This window comes from Synechococcus sp. CS-603, assembly GCF_977929215.1.
On sequence record NZ_OZ376778.1, the window covers coordinates 2,542,639 to 2,568,211 of the forward strand.

30 protein-coding genes are annotated in these 25,573 nt (G+C 65.1%); 17 read left to right on the forward strand and 13 right to left on the reverse strand.

Going from position 1 to position 25,573, the window contains the following annotated elements; all coding sequences use genetic code 11:
• Entirely contained in the window at positions 1-4,023 is a 4,023-nt protein-coding gene (locus tag ACXMDM_RS13390; protein WP_259723194.1) for a magnesium chelatase subunit H, read from the reverse strand.
• A 160-nt stretch (positions 4,024-4,183) separates the two neighbouring features.
• Between ACXMDM_RS13390 and dapB the strand changes: the two genes are divergently transcribed.
• The 5 genes from dapB (at position 4,184) to ACXMDM_RS13415 (ending at position 7,579) form a co-directional block, all read left to right on the forward strand.
• Complete coding sequence (dapB, locus tag ACXMDM_RS13395) at positions 4,184-5,056, forward strand: 4-hydroxy-tetrahydrodipicolinate reductase (RefSeq protein ID WP_071799963.1); 873 nt, start codon at positions 4,184-4,186, stop codon at positions 5,054-5,056.
• A gap of 4 nt (positions 5,057-5,060) precedes the next feature.
• Positions 5,061-5,705: a DUF8619 family protein gene (locus ACXMDM_RS13400; protein ID WP_071801895.1), complete on the forward strand. Its 645-nt coding sequence runs from the start codon at positions 5,061-5,063 to the stop codon at positions 5,703-5,705.
• A 68-nt stretch (positions 5,706-5,773) separates the two neighbouring features.
• The gene (locus ACXMDM_RS13405; protein ID WP_071799964.1) at positions 5,774-6,040 is read left to right on the forward strand and encodes a CAB/ELIP/HLIP family chlorophyll-binding protein; all 267 of its coding nucleotides are present in this window, start codon (positions 5,774-5,776) and stop codon (positions 6,038-6,040) included.
• 128 nt (positions 6,041-6,168) lie between these two features.
• Positions 6,169-7,341: an FAD-dependent monooxygenase gene (locus ACXMDM_RS13410; RefSeq protein WP_071799965.1), complete on the forward strand. Its 1,173-nt coding sequence runs from the start codon at positions 6,169-6,171 to the stop codon at positions 7,339-7,341.
• Positions 7,342-7,366: 25 nt separating this feature from the next.
• Positions 7,367-7,579, forward strand: coding sequence for a DUF2949 domain-containing protein (locus ACXMDM_RS13415; protein WP_071799966.1), 213 nt, complete (start codon positions 7,367-7,369; stop codon positions 7,577-7,579).
• 37 nt (positions 7,580-7,616) lie between these two features.
• Here the strand turns inward: ACXMDM_RS13415 and ACXMDM_RS13420 are convergent, their stop codons facing one another.
• A complete protein-coding gene (locus tag ACXMDM_RS13420; protein ID WP_071799967.1) occupies positions 7,617-8,174 on the reverse strand; it encodes an adenine phosphoribosyltransferase in 558 nt (185 codons plus the stop codon).
• Positions 8,175-8,224: 50 nt separating this feature from the next.
• On the opposite strand from ACXMDM_RS13420, the gene ACXMDM_RS13425 reads away from it, so the two are divergent.
• The 4 genes from ACXMDM_RS13425 to ACXMDM_RS13440 all read left to right on the forward strand — a co-directional run bounded on the left by ACXMDM_RS13425 (position 8,225) and on the right by ACXMDM_RS13440 (position 10,288).
• Positions 8,225-8,800, forward strand: a complete 576-nt coding sequence (locus tag ACXMDM_RS13425) for a DUF3038 domain-containing protein (RefSeq protein WP_071799968.1) — start codon at positions 8,225-8,227, stop codon at positions 8,798-8,800.
• Entirely contained in the window at positions 8,797-9,444 is a 648-nt protein-coding gene (locus ACXMDM_RS13430) for a DUF4335 domain-containing protein (RefSeq protein ID WP_071799969.1), read from the forward strand. The genes ACXMDM_RS13425 and ACXMDM_RS13430 overlap by 4 nt, the downstream gene beginning before the upstream one ends.
• Before the next feature lie 109 nt (positions 9,445-9,553).
• Positions 9,554-9,799, forward strand: coding sequence for a hypothetical protein (locus tag ACXMDM_RS13435; protein ID WP_071799970.1), 246 nt, complete (start codon positions 9,554-9,556; stop codon positions 9,797-9,799).
• 42 nt (positions 9,800-9,841) lie between these two features.
• Positions 9,842-10,288: a hypothetical protein gene (locus ACXMDM_RS13440; RefSeq protein WP_071799971.1), complete on the forward strand. Its 447-nt coding sequence runs from the start codon at positions 9,842-9,844 to the stop codon at positions 10,286-10,288.
• Positions 10,289-10,300: 12 nt separating this feature from the next.
• On the opposite strand, the gene ACXMDM_RS13445 is transcribed toward ACXMDM_RS13440, so the two are convergent.
• Complete coding sequence (locus tag ACXMDM_RS13445; protein WP_083544356.1) at positions 10,301-10,828, reverse strand: EF-hand domain-containing protein; 528 nt, start codon at positions 10,826-10,828, stop codon at positions 10,301-10,303.
• 193 nt (positions 10,829-11,021) lie between these two features.
• On the opposite strand from ACXMDM_RS13445, the gene ACXMDM_RS13450 reads away from it, so the two are divergent.
• Genes ACXMDM_RS13450 through ACXMDM_RS13465 form a run of 4 tightly spaced genes read left to right on the forward strand, consistent with a single transcriptional unit; the run spans position 11,022 to position 14,479 of the window.
• Positions 11,022-11,747, forward strand: a complete 726-nt coding sequence (locus ACXMDM_RS13450) for a response regulator (RefSeq protein WP_071799972.1) — start codon at positions 11,022-11,024, stop codon at positions 11,745-11,747.
• Positions 11,748-11,750: 3 nt separating this feature from the next.
• Entirely contained in the window at positions 11,751-13,172 is a 1,422-nt protein-coding gene (locus ACXMDM_RS13455; protein WP_071799973.1) for an ATP-binding protein, read from the forward strand.
• A gap of 19 nt (positions 13,173-13,191) precedes the next feature.
• The gene (gene ppk2 / locus ACXMDM_RS13460; RefSeq protein WP_071799974.1) at positions 13,192-14,133 is read left to right on the forward strand and encodes a polyphosphate kinase 2; all 942 of its coding nucleotides are present in this window, start codon (positions 13,192-13,194) and stop codon (positions 14,131-14,133) included.
• 1 nt (position 14,134) lies between these two features.
• Positions 14,135-14,479 (forward strand): hypothetical protein, encoded by a 345-nt coding sequence (locus ACXMDM_RS13465; protein ID WP_071799975.1) that lies wholly within the window; start codon positions 14,135-14,137, stop codon positions 14,477-14,479.
• A gap of 235 nt (positions 14,480-14,714) precedes the next feature.
• Here the strand turns inward: ACXMDM_RS13465 and ACXMDM_RS13470 are convergent, their stop codons facing one another.
• Complete coding sequence (locus ACXMDM_RS13470; RefSeq protein ID WP_145536622.1) at positions 14,715-15,161, reverse strand: hypothetical protein; 447 nt, start codon at positions 15,159-15,161, stop codon at positions 14,715-14,717.
• Between the two features lie 95 nt (positions 15,162-15,256).
• Between ACXMDM_RS13470 and ACXMDM_RS13475 the strand changes: the two genes are divergently transcribed.
• Positions 15,257-15,673, forward strand: coding sequence for a hypothetical protein (locus tag ACXMDM_RS13475; protein WP_071801897.1), 417 nt, complete (start codon positions 15,257-15,259; stop codon positions 15,671-15,673).
• Here ACXMDM_RS13475 and ACXMDM_RS13480 read toward each other — a convergent pair.
• From ACXMDM_RS13480 to ACXMDM_RS13490, 3 genes are all read right to left on the reverse strand, one after another.
• Entirely contained in the window at positions 15,609-15,830 is a 222-nt protein-coding gene (locus tag ACXMDM_RS13480) for a hypothetical protein (RefSeq protein WP_071799977.1), read from the reverse strand. The two genes, ACXMDM_RS13475 and ACXMDM_RS13480, sit on opposite strands and share 65 nt — an antisense overlap.
• A gap of 188 nt (positions 15,831-16,018) precedes the next feature.
• Positions 16,019-16,309 carry a DUF6737 family protein gene (locus ACXMDM_RS13485; protein WP_071799978.1) on the reverse strand — a complete coding sequence of 97 codons (291 nt, stop codon included), beginning with the start codon at positions 16,307-16,309 and terminating at the stop codon, positions 16,019-16,021.
• A gap of 70 nt (positions 16,310-16,379) precedes the next feature.
• A complete protein-coding gene (locus ACXMDM_RS13490) occupies positions 16,380-16,622 on the reverse strand; it encodes a DUF8674 family protein (protein WP_071799979.1) in 243 nt (80 codons plus the stop codon).
• Between the two features lie 105 nt (positions 16,623-16,727).
• Between ACXMDM_RS13490 and ACXMDM_RS13495 the strand changes: the two genes are divergently transcribed.
• Together ACXMDM_RS13495 and ACXMDM_RS13500 are read left to right on the forward strand one after the other, a co-directional pair.
• A complete protein-coding gene (locus ACXMDM_RS13495) occupies positions 16,728-17,921 on the forward strand; it encodes a glycosyltransferase (RefSeq protein ID WP_071799980.1) in 1,194 nt (397 codons plus the stop codon).
• 262 nt (positions 17,922-18,183) lie between these two features.
• A complete protein-coding gene (locus ACXMDM_RS13500) occupies positions 18,184-18,822 on the forward strand; it encodes an undecaprenyl-phosphate galactose phosphotransferase family protein (RefSeq protein ID WP_499570433.1) in 639 nt (212 codons plus the stop codon).
• Here the strand turns inward: ACXMDM_RS13500 and ACXMDM_RS13505 are convergent.
• Genes ACXMDM_RS13505 through ACXMDM_RS13525 form a run of 5 tightly spaced genes read right to left on the reverse strand, consistent with a single transcriptional unit; the run spans position 18,816 to position 23,461 of the window.
• Positions 18,816-19,889: a CobD/CbiB family cobalamin biosynthesis protein gene (locus tag ACXMDM_RS13505; protein ID WP_233831002.1), complete on the reverse strand. Its 1,074-nt coding sequence runs from the start codon at positions 19,887-19,889 to the stop codon at positions 18,816-18,818. The two genes, ACXMDM_RS13500 and ACXMDM_RS13505, sit on opposite strands and share 7 nt — an antisense overlap.
• 44 nt (positions 19,890-19,933) lie before the next feature.
• Complete coding sequence (gene ilvC / locus ACXMDM_RS13510) at positions 19,934-20,929, reverse strand: ketol-acid reductoisomerase (protein ID WP_071799982.1); 996 nt, start codon at positions 20,927-20,929, stop codon at positions 19,934-19,936.
• 53 nt (positions 20,930-20,982) lie between these two features.
• Positions 20,983-21,585 (reverse strand): ATP-dependent Clp protease proteolytic subunit, encoded by a 603-nt coding sequence (locus tag ACXMDM_RS13515; RefSeq protein ID WP_071799983.1) that lies wholly within the window; start codon positions 21,583-21,585, stop codon positions 20,983-20,985.
• 57 nt (positions 21,586-21,642) lie between these two features.
• Positions 21,643-22,317 (reverse strand): ATP-dependent Clp protease proteolytic subunit, encoded by a 675-nt coding sequence (locus tag ACXMDM_RS13520; RefSeq protein WP_071799984.1) that lies wholly within the window; start codon positions 22,315-22,317, stop codon positions 21,643-21,645.
• Positions 22,318-22,348: 31 nt separating this feature from the next.
• Positions 22,349-23,461: a PIN/TRAM domain-containing protein gene (locus tag ACXMDM_RS13525; protein ID WP_071799985.1), complete on the reverse strand. Its 1,113-nt coding sequence runs from the start codon at positions 23,459-23,461 to the stop codon at positions 22,349-22,351.
• A gap of 106 nt (positions 23,462-23,567) precedes the next feature.
• Between ACXMDM_RS13525 and hemW the strand changes: the two genes are divergently transcribed.
• On the forward strand, positions 23,568-24,860 hold the full coding sequence (hemW, locus tag ACXMDM_RS13530) for a radical SAM family heme chaperone HemW (protein ID WP_071799986.1): 1,293 nt from the start codon (positions 23,568-23,570) through the stop codon (positions 24,858-24,860).
• Here the strand turns inward: hemW and panB are convergent.
• Positions 24,745-25,554: a 3-methyl-2-oxobutanoate hydroxymethyltransferase gene (panB, locus tag ACXMDM_RS13535; RefSeq protein WP_071801899.1), complete on the reverse strand. Its 810-nt coding sequence runs from the start codon at positions 25,552-25,554 to the stop codon at positions 24,745-24,747. The two genes, hemW and panB, sit on opposite strands and share 116 nt — an antisense overlap.
• Positions 25,555-25,573 lie beyond the last annotated feature (19 nt).

Here is a 25,573-nt window from a genome sequence, read left to right on the forward strand (position 1 = left end):
TCAGGGAGCCGTGACGCCCTCGATCCGGTCTTCGATCTCCTGGTAGATCTCCTGGAGCTGGGCGATATTCTCCTCGGAGGTTTCCCAATAGCCGCGGCCGTTCACTTCCAGTAGGGTGCCCACGATGCGGCGGAAGCTGTGGGGGTTGAGCTCCAACAGCCGCTTGCGCATCTCCGCGTCGTTGATGAAGGTGTCGTTGGCTTCCTCATAGACGAAGTTATCGACGGCACCGCTGGTGGCACTCCAGCCCAGGGTGAAGTTGAGGCGCTTGGCCACCTCGCGCACCCCTTCATAGCCGGAATTGAGCATGCCCTCATACCACTTGGGGTTGAGCAGCTTGGTGCGTGAATCAAGCCGGATCGTTTCGCTTAAAGAACGCACCTGGGCGTTGGCCGTGGTGGTGTCAGCGATGTAGCTGGTGGGTGCCTTGCCGTCGTCACGCAGGCCGGCGATCAGTTTGGTGGGGTCGGAATCGAAGTAGTGGCTCACATCGGTGAGCGAAATCTCAGCCGAATCCAGGTTCTGGAAGGTCACATCGGCGGTTTTCATCGCTGATTCGAACACGTCGCGGTTCTGGTTCATCTCACCGGGGTTGTCGGCGTTGAAGGCGAAGGTTTTGCGTGAGAGGTACATCTCCTGGAGATCTCCTTCCTCCTCCCAGGTGCTGTTCTCCACCGCCAGGTTCACATTCGATGAATAGCTACCGCTGGCATTGGAGAACACCCGCGTGGCCGCCTCCCGCAGCGAGATGCCCTGAGCTGCGGCCTGCTCCCGGCTGTGCTTGCGCACAAAGTTCATCTCCAGTGGCTCATCGGCCTCCGCGGCCATCTTCACGCCCTGATCAATCAGGCCCATCTGGTTGATGAACAGATCGCGGAACACACCGGAGCAATTCACCACCACATCGATGCGGGGGCGCCCCAACTCCTCAAGCGAGAGCAACTCCAGCTTGTTGACCCGGCCGAGGGAATCGGCCACGGGGCGCACGCCGATGAACCAGAGGATCTGGGCGAGGGATTCGCCGTAGGTCTTGATGTTGTCGGTGCCCCAGAGCACGCAGGCGATGGTTTCGGGCCAGGTGCCCTGCTCGGCCTTCTGGCGCTCGATCAAGCGATCCACCACCACCTTGGCGGCGGCAATGGCGGCGCGGGTGGGAATCGACTGGGGGTCGAGGGCGTGGATGTTCTTGCCGCTGGGCAGCACACCCGGGTTGCGGATCGGATCACCGCCCGGACCCGGGATCACGTATTCGCCATCGAGGGCCCGCAGCAGGCTCTCCATCTCCATGTCGGCGCAGATCTGCTCGAGGCAGAAGCGCAGGTAGCCGAACAACTTGTCGAGCTCAAGCGGATCCACGCCCGCAAAGCCCGAGGACCGGCAGGAGCTCAGCCAGGGGCTGGGGCGCTCATAGCCGAAGCGCTCCAGCAGGGCGAAGAACCAACCAAAGCGACCCTTGAGATCGACCCGGCCATCGCTGCCCGTGACCGCGCGCACCATCGAGCCCACCGCCGCGCGGCAGGCCTCAGTGATCGTCTGGTTGAGCTCCACATCGACCAGCACCCCGGCGTCGTTGCCGCGGTAGATGGCATCGATCGTGCGCCCGAGGCTTTCGGCGATCAGGCCCGGCAGGCTGCGATAGCCCTCTTCCTCACGCTCGAGAGCGGCGATGCTCACCAGGGTGGCAATCGCCTCCTCAGCGGTGGGTGGTTTGCCGATCGTGTGCAGGCCGCAGGGCAGCAGCCGGCTCTCGATTTCCATCAGCTGGCGGTACACCGCACCCACCACCGAATCGCGGCCCTCAAGGTCCAGCTCGGCGGCCTCACCCTCCGGCAGGGTCACGTCCTTGTCGAGGTTGCACTGGCGGGCTGTTTCCACGATCGCATTGACGATCTGCACACCCCTGGAGCTCTCGCGCAGCTGCTGGTAAGAGCCCACCAGTTCGCCCAGCTCCTTCAATCCCCTGTAAAGCCCGGCGTTCTCAGCCGGTGGGGTGAGGTAGCTGATCGTGGCGGCATAGCCCCGCCGCTTGGCGATCGTGGCCTCCGACGGATTGTTGGCGGCGTAGTAATAGAGGTTCGGCAGGGCGCCGATCAGTGAATCCGGGTAGCAGGTTTCGCTCATGCCCATCTGCTTGCCGGGCATGAACTCCAGCGAGCCGTGGGTGCCGAAATGCAGCACCGCATCGGCGCCCCAGACCTTCTCCAGGTAGGTGTAATACGCGGCAAAGCCGTGGTGGGGGCTGGCACTGCGCGAATAGAGCAGCCGCATCGGATCGCCTTCGTAGCCGAAGGTGGGCTGCACGCCCACAAAAATATTGCCGAAGTGGCGGCCGTAGATCAGCAGGTTGGTGCCATCGCTGTTGAGATTGCCGGGGGGCTTGCCCCAGTTCTCTTCCAGCCGCTCGGAATAGGGGGTGAGCCGCTCGTACTCCTCCCCGCTCATGCGGTGGGCGATCGCCAGTTCCGGTGCGCCCTGGAGGGCCTCGGGATCATTGATCACCGCTTCCATCAGTGCCTTGGAATCCCGCGGCAGGTTCTGCACGTCGTAGCCCTGGCGCTTCATTTCCTCGAGCACCCGGTGGATCGAGCCGAAGACATCGAGGTAAGCCGCGGTGCCCACGTTGCCCTTGTCGGGCGGGAAGCTGAACACCGTGATCGCCAGCTTTTTGGTGACGCGGGGCTTGGTGCGCAGCGAGGCCCAGCGGATCACCCGCTCGGCGATCGCTTCGACCCGGTCCTGGAGGGTGTGGGCCTTGCCGGTGGCGTCATCGCGGCCGGAGAGCACGATCGGCTCGATCGCGCCATCGAGTTCGGGGATGGCGATCTGCAGGGCCACCTGCACCGGGTGTAGGCCCAGGTCGCTCTCCTCCCACTCCTGGGTGGTCTGGAACACCAGCGGCAGGGCCACCATGTAGGGCCGGTTCAGCTTCGAGAGGGCCTCGATGGCGCGGGGATGGTCCTGGCGGGCCGGGCCACCGATCAAGGCGAAGCCGGTGAGGCTCACCACCCCATCCACCAGCGGCTGGTCGGGATCGAGCGGGTCGTAGAAGAAAGCCTTGACGGGCTTGGAGAAATCGAGCCCGCCGCAGAACACCGGAATCACGGTGGCGCCGCGATATTCCAGTTCCTGGATCACCGCCACGTAGTGCGCCTCATCGCCGGTGACGATGTGGCTGCGCTGCAGCACCAGACCGATCACCGGACCGGCCTTGGCCTTCTCGCTGAGGTCGGCGCGGCTGGAGTTCCAGTTCAGATATTCCTTGAGGTCTTCGAACATCCCCGGCGCCAGGGGGTGCCAGAGGCCCAGATCCGGGAACACCACCGGTTCGGCCACCTCAAGCGCCGGCCGGCCAGTGTCGCCCTTGGGGAATACATATTTATCGGCCAGCATCAACAGCAGGTTGCGCAGGTTGTCCGGCGTTCCCCCCAGCCAATACTGAAAGCTGAGCATGAAGGAGCGGGCATCCTGCGCCTTCTCCACCGGCAGATATTTGAGAACCGTGGGCAGGGTGTTGAGCAGTTTCAACATCGCGTCCTGGAAGCCGGCGCCATTGGCCTCCTTGCGCTTCTTCATGAAGCTGGCGATGGCGCTCTTGCTCTGGCCCAGCTGGGCCATCGAGAAGGTGCCGAGCTTGTTGAGCCGCATCACCTCCGGCATGGAGGGGAAGACCACGGCGGCCTTGAGCCGATCGCGGTGGGGCGCCACCGCCTCCACCACCTTCTGGGCCAGATCTTCAATGAAGATCAGCGAGGCGATGAACACATCGGCTTCGGCCACATCGGCGCAGAAGGCGGCGTAGTTCTCCGGATCGCGCAGCTCCTCAATCAGGTAGCCGCTCAGGTCGACGGCCAGGGCACTGTTCTGCTCGTTGAGGCTGTTGGCCGCCTGGGTGAGGGCGTTCTGGTACTGGGGCTCGAGCACCACGTAGACCGCCCGCATCACGGCCCGACCCTCACTGCCGGCGGGGCCATGCTGGTCGTTCGGGCGAACACGGCGACTGGCGGAGCGGACCTGCGTGAACATCGGCGCCGGGGTGATTGAGCAATATGAAGAAGCTTACGGACTCCGCTGTTGGGGCGAGGCTTCTGAAGCCAAGGCGTAACAGGTCTTGCCTGGCCTTGCTGGCCCTCCGCCCGCGCGATCGGCCATAGGCTCAGCGGATTCGTGCCACTGCAAGCCCTTGATGACTGCCGCCAACGGGCCGTCCGATCACCCTGCAAGCCAGGTCGCTCCAATCGCCGTGGTGGTGGCTGGAGCTCTGGGCCGGATGGGGGCTGAGGTGGTCAAAGCGGTGACCGCAGCCGCCGACTGCCAGCTGGTCGGCGCGATCGACACCACCCCCGGCAAAGAAGGGGCGGATGTGGGACTGGAACTGGGCTTGGGTGAGCTGGAGGTGGCGATCAGCGCCGACCTGGAAGGGACTCTCTGTCAGGCCAGCCAGGCCGTTCGCCAGCAGCCCGCTGGGGCAGTGCTGGTGGATTTCACCCATCCAAAGGTGGTGTACGAGCACACCCGTGCCGCGATCGCCTACGGGGTGCACCCGGTGATCGGCACCACCGGCCTCAGCCCGAAGCAACTGGCGGATCTGGCCGGTTTTGCCGAGAAGGCCGGGATCGGCGCCGCCATCATTCCGAATTTTTCCGTCGGCATGGTGCTGCTCCAGCAGGCCGCCGCCGCCGCCGCCCGCTTCTACGACTTCGCCGAACTCACCGAGCTGCACCACAACCGCAAGGCCGACGCCCCCAGCGGCACCTGCCTCAAGACCGCCGAATTGATCGAGGAGATCGGCAAAAGCTTCAATGCCCCCCAGGTGGAGGAGCACGAAACGCTGGCGGGCTGCCGCGGCGGGCAGCGCGAGAGCGGCCTGCGCCTGCACTCGATCCGGCTGCCGGGCCTGGTGGCCCACCAGGAAGTGATGTTCGGCGCCGCTGGCGAAACCTACGTGCTGCGCCACGACACGATTGATCGCTCCGCCTACATGCCGGGGGTGCTGCTGACCGTGCGGCGGGTGCGCCAGCTCAACGGCCTGGTGTATGGCCTCGAACGACTGCTGTGACGCCATGCTGATCCCGCTCAAAGACGGCGAGCTGCATCGCCTGATCCCGGCGGTGGCCACCGGGCCCCAGTTCAACTTCTGCAGCGGCAACCCCCGCAAGATCCTGCAGCGGGTGCTGATCTCCGTGATCGGTGGGGTGCTGTCGCTGCTGATCGCCCAGAGCAGGATCGCGATGCGCTTCGGGCCGATCTGGCTGGTCTGCGGCTTCGTGTTTTTGCTCTATATCCTCTGGGGGCCGATCGTCGAAGCGGGGCGCCGCAACGCCACCCTGCGCCGGTACAAAGCAGGGGCGATCTTCGAAGGGGTGGTGGCCGACCTGTTCACGCGGGAGCGCATCGTGGAGCGCAAGGAACAGGCCGATGGGCGGGGCCGACTGGAGCTGGTGGAGAACCGCCGCACCTGGCTCTGCCTCCAGCTCGAAGACGAGGAGGGCTACCTGGGCCAGGTGCGTTTCCCGATGGACAAGAAGCACAAGACGATCCGCAAAGGGATGGCGATCCGTTGCCTGGTACTGAGCGAGCGGCCTGACTTCTCACGGATCGGGGCCCTCAGCGACGCCTGGATCCCTGGCCTGAAGCTCTGGGTCGGGGAGTACCCGTTTCTGTTGCGGCCAGCCTTTGAGGAGCTCTGCCTCCGCCGCCTGCGCTGAAGTTTCCATCACTTCCGTTACGAAGCGAAACAATGTGTTACAATTACGCCATACCAAACGAAGTCACCATGACCCAAGTCACCTCCATCGCACCCACCACCGACCGCGCCCCGATCCGTGGAGCCACCGTCACGATGGAAGACGGCGGTCGCCTCAACGCTTTTGCCACCGAGCCCCGCATGGAAGTGGTGGCACCTGAGGGCGGCTGGGGCTTCCACGAGCGCGCCGAGAAGCTCAATGGCCGCATGGCCATGCTCGGCTTCATCGCCCTGCTGGCCACCGAATTCGCTCTCGGTGGCGAAGCCTTCACCCGCGGCCTGCTCGGCATCGGCTGAAACGGGCTGAAACGGACGGTTTTCCCGACCTGCTTGATCACCCTTGGATCCACTTCAACATCAAAGCCGCAACAGACTTCTGTTGCGGCTTTTTTTATGGGGTATCCGCAGGCCCCGCAGGCTGACCGATGCGCGCTCCACTGCTGGCTCAGGTGCTCGGAGCCGGTCCCACCGGTGCCCTGGCCGCCCTCGCCCTCGCTGAGGTGGGCTGGCAGGTGCACCTGGAGGATCCACTCTCTGCGGAGCAGTTGCTGCGGCGCCAGCGTGCTTACGCCCTGTCCCATTCCAGCCGTCTGCTGCTCCAGCGCCTGGGCCTCTGGCAGGAACTCACCCCTGACCTGGCTCCGTTCCGGTCGCTCCAACTCTGTGATCTCGAGGTAGGCGGGCGAGTGCCGTTCAGCAGCGCCGATCTTGGGCCTGCGGCCCGGCATGCACCGGCCACTGACTGCGTGGGCTGGGTGCTGCAGCACAGGCCCTTGATGGAGCTTCTCCTGGAGCGGCTCGAAGCCAACCCATCGGTACGGCTGTCCCTGGGAGAGGCTGGTAGCAGCAAGGGTTCTGCGCAAACGGCCGATCTGGTCGTGGCCGCCGACGGCAGCGATTCGCCCAGCCGCTCAAGCCTCGGCATCGGCAGCTGGCGGCTGCCCTACCGGCAGGCCTGCCTGAGCGTCCAGGTGCGCCTGCGCGGCTCAGCGCCGGATCAGGCCTGGGAGCTGTTCCGCGCCCAGGGACCGTTCGCGGTGCTGCCGCTGGGTGGCGATCACTTTCAACTGGTCTGGAGTGCACCGGCCCAGCGCCTGCGGGCTCTGGAGAGCCTTGATCCGGTGGCCTTCCTCGACCAGCTCGCCGGAGTTCTCCCTGATGGCCTGCAGGTCGAGGCCCTGCTCGATACCCCCCGCGCCTTCCCGGTCGCCCTGGGGATGGCCCATCGCTGTCACCGTGGCAACACCGTGCTTGTGGGGGAAACCCTGCACCGCTGCCATCCCGTTGGCGGCCAGGGGCTCAACCTCTGCTGGCGGGATGTGCGCGCCCTGCAGAAACAGGCGGAGCGGGCCGCCCGCGGCCGGCTGGCGGTGGCTGCCATCGGCCGCTCCTATGCCTGGAACCGCTGGGGGGATGTGCTGCTCACCCTGCTCGCCACCGACCTGCTGGTGCGCTTGTTCTCCAACCGCCAGCCGTTGCTGCTGGGATTGCGGCGCCTGGTTCTGGGCCTGCTGGGGAGCGGGGCGCCGCTGCGAAGGTTGAGCTTGAAGGCGATGACCCTGGGGCCTTGCCAGCTGACCGCTCCATGGTCAGAGTGAAGAGTCTCTCCCTGGCGTTTGCGTCATGGTGATCAGCACCACACCGCAACTGCCCCCGCCCTCTGCCCTGGTGCGCTACTTGCGCCTTGAGCTTGGTCTCAGCGACAATGCCCTGGATCTGGGCGTGAAGCAGGCCCAGCTGGAGCAAGCGCCCTTGCCGGTCATTCTCTGGCGTTTCGGTCTGATCAGCCTGGAGCAACTCGATCGGGTCCTGGCCTGGCAGGACAACCAGGACTAAACGATCTGGCCGGTCAAAAATTTCAGGCGTTAATCATTCAGGCGTAGACGATCAGTGATTCCACGGGCTGATCAACAGGCAGGCGCTGGCGTCCCTCCAGGGCTGCCAGTTCGGCCACGAAGCCAAAGCCGCAGAGCTGCCCGCCAGCCAGTGTCACCAGTTCGGCGCAAGCAGAGGCGGTGCCACCGGTGGCAAGCAGATCGTCGATGATCAGCACCCGAGGGGCTCCGCTGAGCGCATCGTGCTGGATCTCCAGCCGGTCGCTGCCGTACTCCAGGTCGTAGTCGACGCCACACACGGCGCCGGGCAGCTTGCCGGGCTTGCGCACGGGCACAAAGCCCACGGCCACCACCGTGGCCAGGGCGGTGCCAACGATGAATCCCCGCGATTCGATGCCAACGATCAGGTCGGGCTGGAGCCGTTCACAGACCTGGGCGAGCTGGCGCATCACCTCACCCCAGCCCAGCGGATCGCGCATCAGCGGCATCAGATCACGGAAGAGGATGCCGGGCTTGGGAAAATCGGGAATCTCCCGCACCAATCCGCGCAGATCGGGCGTCTGGACTGGATGAACTGGTGTGGAAGGGCTGGCCATGGCAAGCGGGCGCGTGACGAATCGGCTCGGGCGCTGGCATCATCGCAGCCATGGCCAATGCTTCTTTGGGCGAGTCTTCCCTGGCTCAACCTCCCCTGACCCAACGCCCTGCCGGCGCCCGGATCTCCCGCCGCGGCCTGGAGCGTCTTGACCTGATGTTGCTCAGCGTCGAAGCCCTCGACCTCAACGGCGGCGAGGCGATGGTCTGGATGGCGGCCCAGCTCGGCTTCGGCGAGCTCTTCCCCAACCGGGTCGAACTCTGGAAGCGGCGGTGTTACAACCCACTGCGACTGGCCTGCCGCCGCGGTGAACTGAGCGAACCGGAAACCGACGCCCTGATCAGCCTGCTCTGCGCCCTGGCCGACCGCCTCTATCCGATGCTGCGTCAATTGCTTTCCTCCACCGAGCCTGAGGCTGTCACCGGCCAGCGCTGGGGCCTGTTCCAGGGCCGGCTGGAGGAATTGATCCGGGAGCGGCTCAACCCCCGGCGCGGAGGTGTTCAGAAACTTCTCGATCCCGCCTACGGACCCCAGCTGCGGCGTCAGCTGATCCATGGCCTGGCCTTTGGCGCCGGCCAAGGTGGGTTCGATCGCCTCAAGGCCAGCCTCATGGATGCCTCCGCATGAAGCTGAGTTACCGCTTCGAGCAAACCAGTTGCCGGCTTCGCCTCGATGGCCTGCCGGACTACTCGGCCGCGCAGGGCCAGGACGTGATCGGCATCCTCACCGGCTGGGAGCTCTCCCTCGCCGGTCACCCGGCATTGGAAGGGAAACGGGAGCATCTCGCGGCCCTGATGCAGGCCGTGCTCCCCTATGCCCGCCATCTGGTCAGCGGGGTGCCGCGCCGCTTTGGAGCCCAAGACAGCCCGGTGCAGATCCAACCGATGGAGGGCGAAGCGAGCCTGACGAGCCACCGGGTGCTGGTCCGCAGCAGCCAGCCCGACACGTCCCCCCTTGAACTCGCCTTCGACGATGCCGAGCTCTCGGACCTGGTCCGCTGCCTGGATCAGCTGCGGCTTGATCCGCGGGTGCAGGTGGATTTCGAGCTTCCCGCCGAGCGACCGCTTCCCCGCCGGGAGATCCTGGAGCGCATCCCCCTGCGCCAACGCCTGGCCTCCCCCCTGGCGGCCATGGCAGCGCTGGCGATCACCACCTCGATCGGCCTGATGCTTCCCGTGCCACGCCGGCCGGCCATTCCATCGGCCAACCCGGCGGTCAGCCCAGCGGCGACGGAAGCCCGGCCTGAGGCAGCAGTGGATCCCGTCCCTTGAGGATCGCTGTTCAAGACCATCTGTTCAGGATCGTGCCGTTGGGGTCAAACTCTTGATGTGGACGCTGGCACGACGGCGAACGTGAAACAAAGCCCATGACGACAAGCCCATGACGGACAGCTGGTCAGAGCTGAGACGACGTGTCAGCCGTCTGGGAACCTCCCTTGATGTGGTGGTGCGCAGCGATCCGGAGGTTTGCGGGCTCAGCGGCAGCAATTTCCATCTCACCCTGCACCACGGTGGCCAGGGCGACTGCACGGTGGAGGGGCTCAGCCTGGTGGACTGTCCCAACGAACTGGTGTTGATCGAATTCGAGCGCTGGATGCGGGGCGCCGGCTACAGCCTCCATGGCTGAGCACCACCTCGGGGCAAGAGTGCCGCAGCGGAGCATGACGCCATGAATCTGCTCAGTGAACCGGGCTTCAAAGCCGGCCAGGACCGCAAGGTCTTCCGCAAACGCCGGCGTCGCTCGCCCTGGCGCGAACTGCTGCTCGCCTTGCTGAACATCGGCATCGGAGCCGGGATCCTGCTGCTCCTGATCCAGTTGCCCGAACGACTGGATTCACTGCTGTTGGTCAGCAAGGTGATCAGCGTCCTGCTCAAGGGGATCAGCCAGATCGGCCAGGGGATCGTCGCTTTGGCGGCTGGATTGCTGCAGACGCTGGGGATTCTGGTGGTGGTGAGCCTGGCGATCGCGGCAATGCTGCTGCTGGCCAATGGCCTGTTTCGAATCCTGCGCATGGCCCTACCGGGCGTCGGCGGTGTGTTCCGGGTGCCAGCCGAGCTGGCTCGCATGCTCTGGAGCGTGGTGCAGATCCGCAAACCCGATCGCGACGACCCATGAATCCGGAGCGACCTAGCGCCGCGGGGCCAGTGAACGGCGCAGTTGCCAGAACTCCTCGAGGGTGACGCTGCCGTTACGGTCCCGATCAGCCTCTGTGAATCGCTTGGACAGCCATGGAAACGCATCGGCCTCACGCAGGCTCAGTTGCCCGTTGCGGTTCTGGTCGGCTTTCTGGAACATCTTGCGCAGCCGCTCGCCGAGGTAATGGGTCCGGGCAGGGGCCAGGTCCAGGGGCCGCAGGTAACCCCGGCCGGCCGCGTCAAGCCGCTCGAAGTTCATTTCAAGAAACAGGTGCCCCCTGGCCTCCGCTGGCGTGATCCGGCCATCGCCGTTGCGATCAATCCGGCGAAACCAGCTCTTCATTCGTTTCTCGTAGCGCATCAGCTGGAGGGAGTCCTGGGCCTGGCCCACGCCAGCGCCGGGCCCGCAGACGATCCCAGCCAGGGCCGCCAGAGCAAGGGCCAACGCCAGGGCGCCCCGAATGGCGGCAGGAGGCCGGCAAAGACCCCGAAGCGGGCCGCATGGCAAGGCAGACAGCATCGGCTCACCCTATGGAAGAAGGAGCTCACGCTTCAATCGATTAGCTCTCTGCATGGCCCTAAGCCATGACCGAATCCAACCGACAGCAGTGCCAGTCATGGTTGGACAAGCCACAGCCAGGCTGGGCGCAGCCGAATCGGGAGCGGCTGCATTCCGGCTCCATACAGTTCAAGGACCGAACCACCCCCAAGCCATGAGCCGAGTCCACACGATCTGGGTGGTGGATGACGATCCGGAACTGCGCCAGCTGCTGGGCACCCACCTCACCGACCAGGGCTATGACGTGCGCTGCCTGACCGATGGCCGCCAACTGATGGCCAGGCTCGAATTCCAGCGGCCCGACCTGCTCGTCCTCGACCTGATGCTGCCCGGTGATGATGGGCTCACCCTGCTGCGCCGGCTACGCGATGGCCGTGACGATCTGCCCGTGGTGATGCTCACCGCGCGGGCCGAGGCCGTCGATCGGATCATCGGGCTGGAACAGGGCGCCGACGACTACCTGGCCAAACCCTTCCTGCCCCGGGAACTCACGGCGCGGATCGAAGCGGTGCTGCGTCGCCGCGGCACCATGCCGGCCGGCACACCCCTGGCCGATGGCGAGGTGATCAGCTTCGGCACCAACTGCCTTGATCTCTCCGCCCGCACCCTGGTGCGGGACGGAGAGGCGGTGGTGATCACCAGCGGCGAGTTCAGCCTGCTGGCCGCTTTTGTCCAGCACCCGCACCGGCCGCTGTCACGGGAGCGCCTGATCGAACTCGCCCGCGGCCCCGGCAGCGAAACCGACAGCCGCAGCATGGATGTGCAGGTGTCGCGGGTGCGCCGCTTGATCGAACCTGACCCCAGCCGTCCCCGCTACCTACAGACCGTCTGGGGCTATGGCTACGTGTTCGTACCTGACGGCTCCCCCCGGAGCCGCTGATCCATGGCGTCCTCCTTTCGACCTGTAGCCCTGTGGCTGCGATTGGGGGTGTTTTTTCTGGGTGGCTGGGCTTTCAGTCTTTTGGTGCTCCAAGCCCTGCTGGGGGCCCGGATCGGCCAGGCCCAAGTGGCGCAGATGGGCCCCCAGGTGGCCCTCAACCTGCGCCTCTCCGAGTTGGCCTTGGAACGCTTTCCGCCCGCTGCCGTCTCCCAGCTCAGTGGTCTGCAGCTGGGGGTGGGCATCCCACCAGCTTCTGACCAACAACGCGGCTTTCTCGGCCGCAACTCCGACAACACACTCAACCGGCAGGCGGCGCAACTGAAGCTCGAACTCTGTCGCCGCTTGCCGCGCTGCCCCCAGGTCGTTCCCACCCACGGCACGGCCCGGGGCGTCTGGATCGAACTGGCCTCGCCGCTGGAGCCGGTCTGGCTCTACGCCGGAATCCGGCCCCAGCTGGGTTGGCCACCCGACCCCTTGCTGGCCACCCTCTCGCTGATCAGCGGCAGCGTCGTGGCCGGCGCCCTGTTCCTGTTGCTGGAGGTGCAACGGCCGCTGCAGCAACTCCAGAAAGCCCTCGGCCGCGTCGGCCTCGTCCGCGAGCCCAACCCCCTGCCCCAGCGTGGGGCTCCGGAGGTGCGGCGCCTGGCCCGCCACTTCAACGCCATGCTCGAGCGCCTCTCCAACAGTGAGCAGGAGCGGGCCACGATGCTGGCCGGCATCGCCCACGACATCAAGACACCCCTGACCCGCCTGCGCTTGCGGCTGTCTTTGCTGCCGGCTGCAGGGCTGTCGGCAGAGGGACGCAGCAAGGCGGAAGCAGACCTGGATGATCTCGAGCGGATCACCGGCCAGTTCCTGTTGTTTGCCGGTGGCGGCAGCAGCGAGCCGGCCGTGGAGGTTCCTTTGCACGAAGTCCTAGCCGAGTTGGCGGCCCGCTACGACGGCCAGCCCCTCGATTTGGATCTGGCCGCCGTGACGGCCTCGATTCAGCCGATTGCCCTGGGCCGGGCCGTCGCCAATCTCGTCGACAATGCCCTCAGCTATGGCCAACCGCCTGTACTCCTGCGCCTGCTCCCCTGGCAGAAGGATGGCTTCGAGTTGCAGATCTGGGACAGGGGGCCAGGCATCGCCGAAGACCAGCGTTCCCAGGCGCTGATGCCTTTTCAGCGTCTTGACGTGGCCCGTGGCGGCCATGGTCACTGTGGATTGGGTCTGGCGATCGCCCAACGGGTGGCCCGCGCGCACGGGGGCGAGCTGAAGCTCGGCGTCGGTGCCGTGCCTGGGGGGGCGGAGCAGGGCTTTTGCGTCAGCCTCACCGGCCACTCGATCGAGCTGCCCGCCGGCAGCAAAGCGCCAGGGGGCTTGAAATCGGTATCAATTGAGCAGTCAAGGGCCAAGAGGCCGCTTAAAGGTGGGCCAGACTGATCCAATCAGGACTGACGCGATGGGTAAGGGCAAGCATCACAAAAAGTCGAAGGGAAAGAAGGGGGGATCAACCGAGCCGTCCAGCTCCGCCGCAGCACTGGCGGGCCTTGTTCTCAACGACCGCTATCACCCATCGACCCTGCTGGATGATATCGAGGAAGGACCATCCAACGGCCGACGGGAGAAGCTCTCCAAGAAGTTTTATGAGAAAGAACTCGAGCGTCTCCAAGTCGAGTTAGTGAAGATGCAGTACTGGATCAAGCACACCGGCTTTCGCATGATCCTGCTGTTCGAGGGGCGCGATGCCGCCGGGAAAGGGGGAACGATCAAACGGATCACCGAACCGATGAACCCCCGCGGCTGCAAAGTTGTTGCCCTTGGCACCCCATCGGATCAGCAGAAGACTCAATGGTATTTCCAGCGCTACGTGGAGAATTTCCCTTCAGCCGGTGAAATGGTTCTCTTCGATCGAAGCTGGTACAACCGCGCTGGTGTGGAGCGGGTGATGGGATTCTGCACGGAAGAGCAGGTGGAACAGTTCATGAAATCCTGTCCTGAATTTGAGAGAATGCTGGTCGATTCAGGCATCGTTCTTCTCAAATACTGGTTCTCTGTTAGTGATGAAGAACAGGAACTGCGTTTTCAATCGCGGATCGACGACCCAGCCCGCCGCTGGAAGTTGAGCCCGATGGATCTTGAATCGCGGGATCGCTGGCTGGAATTCTCCAAAGCCAAGGACCAGATGTTTGCCCACACCAACATTCCCGAAGCTCCCTGGTTCACCGTTGAAGCTGATGACAAGCGTCGCGCCCGCCTCAACTGCATTCGCCACCTGCTCAGCAAGGTCCCCTATGAAGACATGACTCCTGAGGCCATCGAGCTGCCGCCCCGCAAGAGTGGGGGTGACTACCAGCGGCCACCGATGAACGAGCAGTTCTACGTTCCCAACGCCTATCTCTGATATGGCCGAGTCTGATTCCGCCGATCGCCCCGCCATCCCGGCCACGGCCCCGCTGCGCGGGCCGGCTGGTTCCTTGATCTATTCCGGCAGCGATGGTCGTCAGTACATCGTCAGCGGCATGGCAGAAAGCCCCGGCCAGTTGGAACTAACCAAGGCTTTCGACGCCCTGCGCGGTGAAGCGGCTGGCCTTCGCGACCTGATCCATCGTTGTCGGCAGTGGGTGGAAGCCGCCTCCGCCCATGGCCTCAGCCGGCCAGAGGCGGCCTCGGTGCTGCTGGGTCAGTTAACCCAGGCCCTGGAGAACGGCGATGAACCTGGGTCGATCCCACCAGTTCCTCCTTGCTGACAGGCTGCCTTTCTGCTGAAAGCCTTCACTCCTGCTAACGCGTCGATCAGCCGAGTTGCTGAAACCAAAATCCCGCCAATTGCCAGCTGCTCCAAAGAAAGATCAGCAGGAAGAGCCAGTTCAGCCAGGGTGGTCGCTTGTCGTTCTTGAGATCCATCCGGTAAAGGGCAGCGACAGCAACGTTATCTGTGAGTCATCGGATCAACGAGACATCTGGATCAACGAGACACCCGGATCAACGTCCCTCGCAGGGCAGCAGCGGCTGATCGGCTTCCTGCTGGCAAAGTCCCCAGCGCCCTCCCTGGGGGCCTTCGTTGCTCCAGCGCACCACCTTGGCCTTGGCCATGCCCTGAACCTCTGTGGCCGTGTCCGAGGTAATCACAACAAGTTGGCTCTGGCGAGCAGTCCCATCAGAGCCAGTCCCATCACGGCGGTCGTTGGGACCGCGGTAGTCGTAGCGGCAGTAGACCGGGGCGCCGCCGGAACAGGCGCTGAGGCTGGCCAGGGTGTTGCCAGCACGCTCGCGGTCGAGGGCATCGGGTCGACGCTGAGGCGCTGGACGCCAGCCCTTGGCCCGCAGGTGGCGATCGGCCTCAACGATCGGCTGACCCACCCGAAGCAGGCTGCCGAGGTCGGCACGGACCGATCCGCTCACGGCATAGGCCGCGAACAGTGCAGCCATCAGGCGAGCCACCACGAACAAGACAGGAGCGACGGGAAGGACCAGGTTGATACGCAGGGGGCACTGACGGGGTGATTCACCATTTGTTCGCTGCCGTGGCTACCTGTGCCGTCTTCTCCTTTCTTGGCTTTCCAGACTGGGCACCGCTCCATCTCTATCTCGGTGACGGGGGCTACCCGGCTGCGGCGGCCCTGCGGCTGGCCGCCGCTTCAACCGATCGTGACGCCATGGCCTTCGGAGCGGCAGGCTTGGTGGCGGGGTTCCTGCGCTGCCAGCGCCAGGGAGAACCGGTTCCCTCGCCTGCGGACTGCGCCGAGTGCGACTACCGCTACTTGATCGTCTACCGGCTGGGAGGGACATGCCCCCTGAGAATTTCCGCCTGGGGGCGTGAGCTGGAAGGTCCGGGCTGGAAACGGCGCTGCGGCCCGATGCCCATGGAGGCCTTCCTCAGGCGTTTCCATCCGTGTCGACCCCTGAAGAAGCCGATCCCACAGGAAGCTTGGAGCGCCTGAGGTCGTGCAACCCCTCCAGCTGGTTGTAGACGGCAAGCAACTGCAGCCTGATGTGGTCGGTGTTCTCCAATCGGGAGAGATTGGCCAGCACCGTTTCGATCTGGGCCTTGCTGTCGATCAACAACCGGCACTCGCTGGTACCGGGCTCATAGCTCATGGGTCATGACTCAAGGATGGCTGAAACGGCTCGGAAACAACTCAAGAACAATTTGGCGAAAGTGAGGACAGTGGCCATGCGAGGAACATGGCTACGGCGAATCAAAGCTGGTCCTGAGGGGTCCTGTAGCCCCATTGACCCTACTGAAGCGAATCGGTCGATGCTGTGTTGTTGGCATGGCCACCAATTCACTCGGTCAGCTCTGAAGGCGCCGCTGCTTCCGCCCCTGCGGGCACCAGGACGAGGAACAACCACCACCAGGCCAGAACGGCCAGCACCACAGGCAGTGTGATCCACCAACGCTGGAGCAGAAGCCAACTTGAGCCACTGATGACGATGCCTGTGGTCAGGATCGTCCAGGGCTGGCACCACCAGGGTTTACTCGCCCAGAGGGAGACCCGGGCTGCAGGGCTGGCTACTGCAGGGCTGGCTGTCGGTTGGGTGTTGTCAGGGCCGGGGCTCAAGTTGCGGTCCGCCATCGTCTGCAGCCACTCAAGACGGCTCAGTCTTCCATCCCCGTGCAGCGAGGCCGTACTGGCCGGCGGGGCTTCAGGAATGGAACAGCAGCACCAGACCCTTGGGGATCTGGTGAAATTCCCGTTCCTCACGGCTGAGATCCAGGCCCACCTGCAGGCCTTCCTGCAGGGCCTCCTCAAAGGGAGGTTGGGCCGGAGCCTTGCCGGCCAGCCAGAGGGCGGCGATGCCGACCGAGGTGGCATGCCAGCTGAAGCAGCTGGTCAGGCCGATCGATGGTTCATCGAGGGCATCCTCCAGGAGTTCGCGAATCGCCATGGTGGGCACGAGCTGCGTTCAGCATCCGGATCAGAGAGCAGGAACGCAATCAGCTGAGAGCATTCGTGACGTGCGCGCCCTTCTGGCGCCCTCTACGGTGCCGAAATGCCTGCCCTGCCCAGCTCCATCGCCCTCGTGCACGAATGGTTCACGCCCCGTTCGGTGGGTGGGGCCGAACAGGTTGTGCGGGAGCTGGACCAGCTGCTCCACCCCCAGCTGTTCGCTCTGGTGGATGGGGAGAGCCGCAGGCCTGAAAGCTGGCTGGCTGGCCGCCGAATCCAGACTTCCTTCGTGCAGCGCCTGCCCTGGGGCCGCAGCCATGTACAGCAGTACCTGCCCTTGCTGCCGCTGGCGATCGAGCAGCTCGACCTCTCTGGCTACCCCCTGGTGATCAGCAGCAGCCATCTGGTGGCCAAGGGGATCCTCACCGCACCGGACCAGTTGCATGTCAGCTATGTACACACGCCGGTTCGCTACGCCTGGGACCAGATGCACGCCTACCTGGCGGGTTCGGCGGTCGCCCGCGGCCCGCTTGGTCCCTGGGTGCGCTGGCAACTGCACCAGTTGCGCCAGTGGGATGTGATCAGCAGTCGGCGCCCGAACCGGTTGATCGCCAACTCGCGCTTCACGGCGCGGCGGATCCAGCGCTGCTGGGGGCGCCCGTCTCAGGTTCTCCATCCCCCGGTGAATGTGGAGCGATTCCGCTGGGATCTGCCACGGGAGGAGTACTACCTCTCGGTCTGCCGGTTGGTGCCCTACAAGCGCGTTGACCTGGTGGTGCAGGCGTTCAACCGCAGCGGACTTCCCTTGATCGTTGTCGGTGAGGGACCGGAGCGACGGCGACTTGAGGCCATGGCTGGCCCCACTGTGACCTTTCTGGGCCATCGCTCCACCGAGCAGGTGAACGAACTGATGGGTCGCTGCCGCGCCTACGTCTATGGCGGGCTGGAAGATTTCGGAATCGCCGCCGTGGAAGCCATGGCCGCCGGTGCCCCGGTCATCGCCCTGGGACAGGGCGGACTGCTCGACAGCGTTCGCTGCCTGGCCAGCGGCGCCAGCCAACCGACCGGACTGTTGTTTGGCCAGCAGACCAGCACGGCCCTCGTCGAGGCCCTGTCTTTCTTCGAAGAGGGACAGCTCTGGAAGCGGCTGCCTGCTGAAGAGCAGCAGCGCTGGGCCGCCCAATTCAGCCCTGAGCGATTCCGCGACCGGCTGAGGGTCCTGCTGGAGCGTTACTGGGACCAGCATGTTGAAGACCAAGGCAACAACCGCACCGCCCTGCCTTTCCCCCTGGCCTGAAGCCTCTGTGCCTCTGGCCTGAGTGACCTTCGCCGCTGGTGGAAGCGGGAAATGATTTTTACAGTTTGAGCATGTCGGCGAGCTTGTAACCATTCACCAGCCCAACCCACTTCGGCCGAACCCGCGCGAGCAAGCCTCTGGAGTGGTGGCCCTGTTGGCAACGTCCACCGTTTACACCCCGTTGGTTCGTCCAGCCCTGAATCCAACGGCGGCGTTTCCCGCCAGCGAGCCATCAGGCCGTGCTGTTGTCCCGGCCCACGCGCTGATCGAGGCGCAGTCGAAGCGCTCGAGGGTCATCAAGCGAACAGGCGATCTGTTGTTGTCCCTGGCGGTGCTTGGGCTGGGCAGCCCTTTGTTTCTGCTGTTGGCCATTCTGGTCAAGTTCAGCTCACCGGGGCCGGTGTTCTACGTCCAGCGGCGGGTCGGGCGCAGTTACAGAGAGTTCGGCTGCATCAAATTCCGAACCATGCGTCCGGACGCCGATCGCATCCTGCACGCGCTTCTGGAGCAATCCCCCGGACTTTCCGCCGAGTTCAAGAAAGACTTCAAACTCAAGGCCGATCCGCGCATCACGCCCATCGGCCGGTTCCTGCGCCGCTCCAGCCTTGATGAACTTCCCCAGTTCCTCAACGTGCTCAGGGGACAAATGAGTGTGGTCGGGCCTAGGCCGATCGTCAGAGCCGAGCTCGAACGCTACGGAGACCAGATGGATACGGTGCTGGCGGTCCGGCCTGGCCTCAGCGGCCTCTGGCAGGTGTCCGGTCGCAACAACCTCTCCTACCCGAGCCGGGTCAGGCTTGATGTCAGCTACGCCAGACGCCAGACCTTCTGGCTCGATCTCACGATCATCATCCGCACCATCGGAGTGATCCTGTTGCCCATGGACAGGGGCGCCTACTGAGCCAGAACCCTGTCAGCGAGGAGCGCCAGGGCCAGGGCCATCAACAACCAAGCCACTTCCAGTCGCTTGTTCAACGACAGGATCCTCTCAACCCCGGCTTGATCGACCGCCGCGAATCCGACGCCAAGCAGCGGCTTGAGGCGACGTTCTCCCCGGTAGTGATTGACCCCTCCGAGCTGCACCTGGGCCGCCTGGGCATAGGCCGCCTGGGAAAGGCCGGCATTGGGGGAAGGGTCACTGCGGCCCTCCCGAAACGCACATCCCACCTGTCCCCACGCCTGCAGGCCCCGGCCGCTGACCAGGGGGAGGCTCAGGGCCACGAACCGGCAGGGCAACCAGGTGAGCAGGTCATCGAGGCGAGCGCCGGCCGTGCCGAGCCACTGCAACCTTCCGCGGCGATAGCCCAGCATCGAATCGAGGGTGCTGGAGGCCTTGTAGGCCCAGGCCAGCGTGAGTGGCCCTGGCAGGAAACCTTCGCCCGGATTTGGGGTTGCTCCCCACAGACCAACTCCCCACAGGCCGAATCCCCCCAGCCCAGCCCCCACCAGCATCCAGAACAGGGGAGCGAACAATCCATCCACGCCGTTCTCGGCGGCCGTTTCCGCCGCTGCCCGCAGAATGCCGGCCCCATCAAGATTCTCCACATCGCGGCCGACGATCCAGGCCAAGCGAGCACGGGCCCGCTCCAGCCCATGCTCGCTTGGCCCATCGCTGGCAGCCCCAGCCTTGTCAGCCCCAGCCTTGCGGCCAGCCAGACCCGCCAGAACGCCTCGCACGGCCCGATCCAGGCTTTCACCCGCCAGGCAACTGGCCAGGGCCAGCAACAGCAGCGGCTGGCCGATCAGAGGCTGCGAGCGAGCCAGGGATTCCAGGGCCCAACCCAGGCCGCCACTTCCGCCCACCAGCAGCACGGTGATCAGGCCACCGGCGAGCCGTAGGCGCCAAGGCTGATCACCTGCCCAGGCCTCGGCCCGTTGGCGCAAAACGGCGATCCACCAGCCCATCACCTGAACCGGATGCAGCCAGCCCGGCGGGTCGCCGATCAGCCGATCGAGCAGGCAGGCCACGGCGACGGCAAGCCAGGGGAGCAGGGCAGGGTGCGCGGATCCGATCAGGTGGTCTTGAGCCAGCTGAACATCGAGCGCAGCCCCTTGCCGACATGCTCAATCGGGTGCTGGGAATCACGCTGGCGGGCTGCGGTCATCGCCGGTTTGCCGGCCTCGCATTCGGCCACGAAATTCTTCGCGAAGGTGCCGTCCTGGATATCAACAAGAATGCGCCGCATCTCCGCCTTGGTCTCCGCCGTGATCAGGCGAGGGCCACTCACATAGTCGCCGTATTCGGCGGTGTTGGAGATCGAATCGCGCATGGCGGTGAGGCCGCCCTTGACCATCAGATCAACGATCAGCTTGACCTCGTGCAGGCATTCGAAGTAGGCCAGCTCGGGCTGATAGCCCGCTTCCACCAAGGTTTCGAAGCCGGCTTTCACCAGCTCACTCAGGCCTCCGCAGAGCACCGCCTGCTCACCAAAGAGATCGGTTTCGGTTTCTTCCTTGAAATTGGTTTCAAGGATGCCGGCGCGGGTGCCGCCGATCGCCTTGGCATAGGCCATCGCCAGACCGCGGGCCTGGCCCGTGGCGTCCTGGTGAATGGCGAACAGTGCTGGAACGCCCTGGCCGTTCTGATACTCCCAGCGCACGGTGTGTCCAGGACCCTTCGGCGCAATCATCACCACGTCCACATCGGCGGGAGGAACGATCTGGCCGAAGCGGATGTTGAAACCATGGGCGAAGCTGAGCACCTTGCCGGCGCTCAGGTGCGGCGCGATCTCGGCGGCGTACACCGATTTCTGGGTCTCATCAGGGAGCAGCACCATGATCCAGTCCGCCTTGGCACAAGCCTCGGCGACGCTGAGCACCTCAAGACCATCCGCCTTGGCCTTCTCCACCGAGCGGCTGCCTTCGTAGAGCCCCACCACAACGCTGACGCCGCTGTCCTTGAGGTTGAGGGCGTGGGCGTGGCCCTGGGAGCCGTAGCCAATGATGGCAACGGTTTTGCCGTTCAGAAGGCTGAGGTCGGCGTCGGTGTCGTAGAAGAGCTGGGCCATCCGGCTGATCGGGCAGGGCAGAGGCGGATCCTACGGTTGGGCCGATCCCGCCCTCAGGCTTCGCTGGGGTGCGCGATGACCCGATCGATCAGGCCGTACTCCATCGCTTCGGCGGCGCTGAGGAAGTAGTCGCGATCGGTGTCCTTGGCAACCTTCTCATCGGGCTGGCCGCACATCTCGGCGAGCGAGTGGTTGAGCATGTCCTTCATGCGCAGGATCTCGCGGGCTTCGATCTCGATGTCACTGGCCTGGCGTTGGCTGGTGCCACCGAGGGGCTGGTGGATCATGATCCGGCTGTGGGGCAGGGCCACCCGCTTGCCCTTGGTGCCGGCCGCCAGGAGAAAGGCGCCCATGCTCGCCGCCAGACCGACGCAAATGGTGACCACCTCCGATTTGACGTACTGGATGGTGTCGAAGATCGCCAGACCGGCGGTGACCGAACCACCCGGAGAATTGATGTACAGGTAGATCGGCTTGCTGCTGTCATCGGAATCCAGATACAGCATCTGGGCCACCAGGCTGTTGGCAATCCCGTCGTTGACTTCCTGGCCGAGAAAGAGAATGCGCTCTACACCCAGCCGGGTGTAGATGTCGACCCAACGCTCGTACTGGCTGCCGGGCAGACGGTAAGGAACGCTGGGGGTGCCGATGGGCATGGTGCTGGAAGTGGGGTAGGTGGAACGGGAGGGAAGGGAAAGGCAGTAGGTAGGCCGTCAGGCCGCGCCGGCCACCGGCGCTGGAAGTTCCTTCTGGCTGGTCAAGATCCGATCGATCAAGCCGTACTCCAGGGCCTCGGGCGGCGTGAGGTAGGTCATCCGATCGGAATCCTTGCTGAGTTGCTCGGCGCTGCGGCCGGTGTTCTCCGAGAGCATGTCGAGCATGGTGCGTTTGTTGTGCAGCACCTCCTGGGCCCTGATCTGGATGTCACTGGCCTGACCGCGAGCGCCGGAGCGGGGCTGGTGCAACACGATTGAGGCGTGGGGCAGGGCGGCGCGGTGGCCCTTGGCGCCGGCCGAGAGGATCATGGCGGCGGTGCCCATCGCCTGGCCGATGCAGATCGTGTGGACGGGGGGTTTGACGTAGCGAATCGTGTCGCAGATGGCGAAGGCTTCGGTTTCAAACCCGATCGCATCGCCGGTGTACCAACTCGTCCCGGTTGAGTTGATATAGAAAAAGATTGGCTTCTCGGGATTGTCGAATTCCAGATAGAGCATCTGCGCGACGATCAGCTCGGTCACATCCACGCCCATCTGGCGCTTGGCGTCGTCGTCGGAGAAGAGTGGCAAACCCAGATAGACGATTCGCTCTTTCAACAGCAGCGACGGCAGATCCGGCGGCGGTGTGCGCATCGCTGCCGAATCGCCGTAGTAAGGGGCCGACACCGACATCAGGTCTCAACGTTCAACATCAGGCCCGAGCCTAGCGGGGGCCAGCTGTGGGCCGAACCACAGCCCCCTCCTTGGGAACGTCTGGATCGCAGCGGGCAAAGACCATGCGGCCGGTCGAGGTCTGCAGGGCTCCGGTCACGGTGACGGGCAGCCGTTGGCCGATCCGCTTGCGGGCCGCCTCCACCACAACCATGGTGCCGTCCTCCAGGTATCCGACCCCCTGATCGGCTTCCTTGCCCTCGCGCACGATCTTCAGCTGCAGGGCATCGCCGGGTTGGACCTCTGGCCGCAGGGCGATCACCAGGGCGCTCAGATTCATCACCTTGAGTTCCTGCACCTCAGCCACCTTGGCCAGGTTGTAATCGGCGGTGAGCAGGGTGCCGGCCGTATCGGCGGTCAGCTTGAGCAACTTGTCGTCGGCGCCATTCCCTTCGTAGCGGGTGCTGTTCACCACCAGGCGGCGGCCGTAGCGCTCACGCAGCACCGCCAGCAGGTTGAGGCCACGGCGGCCCTTGCCGCGTTTTTCGTTGTTGCTGGAGTCGGCCAGCTGTTGGAGTTCGTCGATCACGGCCTGGGCCACGATCACCTGGCCCTCCAGCAGGCCCGAATCGAGCAGCCCACGGATGCGGCCATCAATGATCACGCTGGTGTCGAGGATCTTGGCGCTGGCGGGTTTCAACACCCCTTCGGCCACCAGCAGGGCGTCGGTGCTCGCGGGGTTGAACAGGCGCAGCAGGGTGCGTCCGTGCACCTCGGCCAGGTTGTAACCCAGCACCCCGAAGAAGACGTTGCTGAGCACCGCCGCCAGGGGCTTCACGAAAATCACCTCCCAGGGAAGCGGCAACAGCAGGATCGGGGCCAGCAGCAGGTTGGCCACCAGCAGGCCCATGATCAGTCCGACTGCCCGGCTCACCAGCAGATCGGTGGGCATCGCCCGCACCTGCCGCATCAGTCGGCGGCGCAACAGCTGAAAGAAGAATCCGGCCAACAGGCCGAAAAAGGCGCCGAAGCCAGCCAGCACCCAGCGCAGGCCCTCCAGGTTCGTGACCTGATCCAGCAACCCAGCAGGCAGCAGGTCGACGCCCAGCCAGCCGGTGGCAGCGCCGGAGATCAGAAACAACAGCAGGATCAGCGGGTCCACCATGGGTTGGTCTGGGCTGACCGTTGCTCAGAAGCTGCAGCATGGCCGATTCCGGTCGATTTGCCTTGCTCGGATTTCCATACCGTTGCCCGCGGCCGGCCCGCGTCCCATGCGTGAACCCCGCAGCGCCTACCTGCACATCCCCTTCTGTCAGCGGCGCTGCTTCTATTGCGACTTCGCGGTGGTCCCCCTCGGAGACAAAGCCGACGGCGCCCACTCCAACTCGATCGCCGCCTACCTTCCGCTGCTGCACTGGGAGATCAGCAGTGCCCCATCAGGGCCGCCCCTCTCCACCGTGTACCTGGGCGGTGGCACCCCCTCCTTGCTCACCCCCGAGCAGATCGGCGCCTTGCTCAGCCGCCTGGACTGCCAGTTCGGCCTTGCTGCCGGTGCGGAGATCAGCATGGAAATGGACCCGGCCAGCTTCGATCAGCGCCGCCTCACCGGCGTGCTGGCCGCGGGCGTCAACCGCGTCAGCCTGGGGGGGCAGAGCTTCGATGACGCCGTGCTGGAGACGCTGGGCCGCCGCCACCGGCGCGCCGACCTGCTTGAAGCCGCCGGCTGGCTGGCCCAGGCGCAGCGGCAGGGGTCGCTGGGCAGCTGGAGCCTCGACCTGATCCAGGGCTTGCCCCAACAGGACCTGAACCACTGGCACAACCAGCTGCGCCAGGCCGTGGCCGTTGACGCCCCCCACCTTTCGATCTACGACCTGATCGTCGAACCCGGCACCGTGTTCGCCTGGCGCCAAAAGCGTGGCGCGTTGCCACTGCCCGATTCCGACCTCGGCGCTGACCTGATGGCACTCACCTCCGAGCGGCTGAAGGCGGCGGGCTACGGCCACTACGAAATCTCCAATTACGCCAGGCCCGGCCATGTTTCACGCCACAACCGGGTGTATTGGAGCGGGGCAGGCTGGTGGGGTTTCGGGCTGGGAGCCACCTCGGCCCCCTACGGACGGCGATTGGCCAGGCCACGAACCCGGGCCGCCTATGGGGAATGGCTGAGCGAAGCAACCAACCGAGCAACCAGCCAGGCCGAGCCGGGCCCGACGCCAGGCCTCACGCCTGAGCAGAGCGCTTCTGAGCTAGGTCTACCGTTTGATGAGCTGTTGATGGTGGGCCTGCGCCGGCGCGAAGGGGTGGCGATGGGGCAGATAGCGATCGACTACGGCCTCAGCCGCCGCGCACTGGCCTCGCTGCGGCAGCGGCTGCAGCCGTTCCTTGAAGAGGGCCTGCTGCTGATTGAGGGGGACCGCTGGCGCCTCAGTGACCCGACTGGCCTGGCCCTCAGCAATGCGGTGCTGCGGGAGTTGCTGGGCTGGTGGGATGAGCGTTCTGGGCCCGCACCCACCTCTGAAGCGCCTCGATCGCCAGACCACGACCATCGATCAGGGCCGGGCTGAACGGAGGCTGGCGGCTGCCGAGCCCGAGCAGATCGGCGGTCACCCGCACCTGGCCGTCGCAGTCGTCACCGGCTCCGATGCCGATCACAGGGATCGCCAACTGCCGCCGCAGCCGGCCAGCCAACTCCGCAGGCACATGTTCGAGCACCAGGGCGAAGCAGCCCGCCGCCTGCAGATCCTCGGCCTGGCAGCACAAGCGCTCCTGGCTGATCGGGTCGTTGGCCTGGCGCCGATAGCCGAACCGATGCACCGACTGGGGAGTCAAGCCGAGGTGCCCCATCACCGGGATGCCACTACGCACCAGGCGATCAACCACCACAAGGGTTTCCGGTTCAGCCCCCTCCAGCTTCACGGCCGCCGCCGCCGTCTCCTTAAGAACCCTTCCGGCTGCCGCCACAGCCTGATCAGGCCCGCACTGATAGCTCAGGAAGGGCAGATCGCAGATCAGCAGGGGTTGCTGACCGGGCGCTCGGCTCAGGCCCCGGGCCACGGCGCGGGTGTGGTGAATCATCTCGTCGAGCGTCACCGGCAGGGTGGTGGGGTGACCCAGCGCCACCATCGCCAGCGAATCACCCACAAGCAGCGCCTCAGCGCCTGCCTCCTCCACCCAGGCCGCCGAGAGCGCATCCCAGGCGGTCAGCAGCCGGATCGGTTGCCCCGCCTGTTTGCGCTCGATGAGATCACCGGGACGGATCGGCACGACAGGCAGGGCT

Coding starts and splice junctions, on each gene's coding strand:
- ilvC (WP_071799982.1), bottom strand. CDS start 20,929: ATGGCCCAGCTCTTCTACGACACCGACGCCGACCTCAGCCTTCTGAAC.
- ACXMDM_RS13470 (WP_145536622.1), bottom strand. CDS start 15,161: ATGGCTGCACTGTTCGCGGCCTATGCCGTGAGCGGATCGGTCCGTGCC.
- ACXMDM_RS13430 (WP_071799969.1), top strand. CDS start 8,797: ATGAAGCTGAGTTACCGCTTCGAGCAAACCAGTTGCCGGCTTCGCCTC.
- ACXMDM_RS13425 (WP_071799968.1), top strand. CDS start 8,225: ATGGCCAATGCTTCTTTGGGCGAGTCTTCCCTGGCTCAACCTCCCCTG.
- ACXMDM_RS13415 (WP_071799966.1), top strand. CDS start 7,367: ATGGTGATCAGCACCACACCGCAACTGCCCCCGCCCTCTGCCCTGGTG.
- hemW (WP_071799986.1), top strand. CDS start 23,568: ATGCGTGAACCCCGCAGCGCCTACCTGCACATCCCCTTCTGTCAGCGG.
- ACXMDM_RS13450 (WP_071799972.1), top strand. CDS start 11,022: ATGAGCCGAGTCCACACGATCTGGGTGGTGGATGACGATCCGGAACTG.
- ACXMDM_RS13420 (WP_071799967.1), bottom strand. CDS start 8,174: ATGGCCAGCCCTTCCACACCAGTTCATCCAGTCCAGACGCCCGATCTG.
- ACXMDM_RS13390 (WP_259723194.1), bottom strand. CDS start 4,023: ATGTTCACGCAGGTCCGCTCCGCCAGTCGCCGTGTTCGCCCGAACGAC.
- ACXMDM_RS13455 (WP_071799973.1), top strand. CDS start 11,751: ATGGCGTCCTCCTTTCGACCTGTAGCCCTGTGGCTGCGATTGGGGGTG.
- ACXMDM_RS13490 (WP_071799979.1), bottom strand. CDS start 16,622: ATGGCGATTCGCGAACTCCTGGAGGATGCCCTCGATGAACCATCGATC.
- ACXMDM_RS13465 (WP_071799975.1), top strand. CDS start 14,135: ATGGCCGAGTCTGATTCCGCCGATCGCCCCGCCATCCCGGCCACGGCC.
- ACXMDM_RS13445 (WP_083544356.1), bottom strand. CDS start 10,828: ATGCTGTCTGCCTTGCCATGCGGCCCGCTTCGGGGTCTTTGCCGGCCT.
- ACXMDM_RS13435 (WP_071799970.1), top strand. CDS start 9,554: ATGACGGACAGCTGGTCAGAGCTGAGACGACGTGTCAGCCGTCTGGGA.
- ACXMDM_RS13440 (WP_071799971.1), top strand. CDS start 9,842: ATGAATCTGCTCAGTGAACCGGGCTTCAAAGCCGGCCAGGACCGCAAG.
- ACXMDM_RS13515 (WP_071799983.1), bottom strand. CDS start 21,585: ATGCCCATCGGCACCCCCAGCGTTCCTTACCGTCTGCCCGGCAGCCAG.
- ACXMDM_RS13410 (WP_071799965.1), top strand. CDS start 6,169: ATGCGCGCTCCACTGCTGGCTCAGGTGCTCGGAGCCGGTCCCACCGGT.
- ppk2 (WP_071799974.1), top strand. CDS start 13,192: ATGGGTAAGGGCAAGCATCACAAAAAGTCGAAGGGAAAGAAGGGGGGA.
- ACXMDM_RS13520 (WP_071799984.1), bottom strand. CDS start 22,317: ATGTCGGTGTCGGCCCCTTACTACGGCGATTCGGCAGCGATGCGCACA.
- ACXMDM_RS13485 (WP_071799978.1), bottom strand. CDS start 16,309: ATGGCGGACCGCAACTTGAGCCCCGGCCCTGACAACACCCAACCGACA.
- ACXMDM_RS13495 (WP_071799980.1), top strand. CDS start 16,728: ATGCCTGCCCTGCCCAGCTCCATCGCCCTCGTGCACGAATGGTTCACG.
- ACXMDM_RS13400 (WP_071801895.1), top strand. CDS start 5,061: ATGCTGATCCCGCTCAAAGACGGCGAGCTGCATCGCCTGATCCCGGCG.
- ACXMDM_RS13480 (WP_071799977.1), bottom strand. CDS start 15,830: ATGAGCTATGAGCCCGGTACCAGCGAGTGCCGGTTGTTGATCGACAGC.
- dapB (WP_071799963.1), top strand. CDS start 4,184: ATGACTGCCGCCAACGGGCCGTCCGATCACCCTGCAAGCCAGGTCGCT.
- ACXMDM_RS13525 (WP_071799985.1), bottom strand. CDS start 23,461: ATGGTGGACCCGCTGATCCTGCTGTTGTTTCTGATCTCCGGCGCTGCC.
- ACXMDM_RS13405 (WP_071799964.1), top strand. CDS start 5,774: ATGACCCAAGTCACCTCCATCGCACCCACCACCGACCGCGCCCCGATC.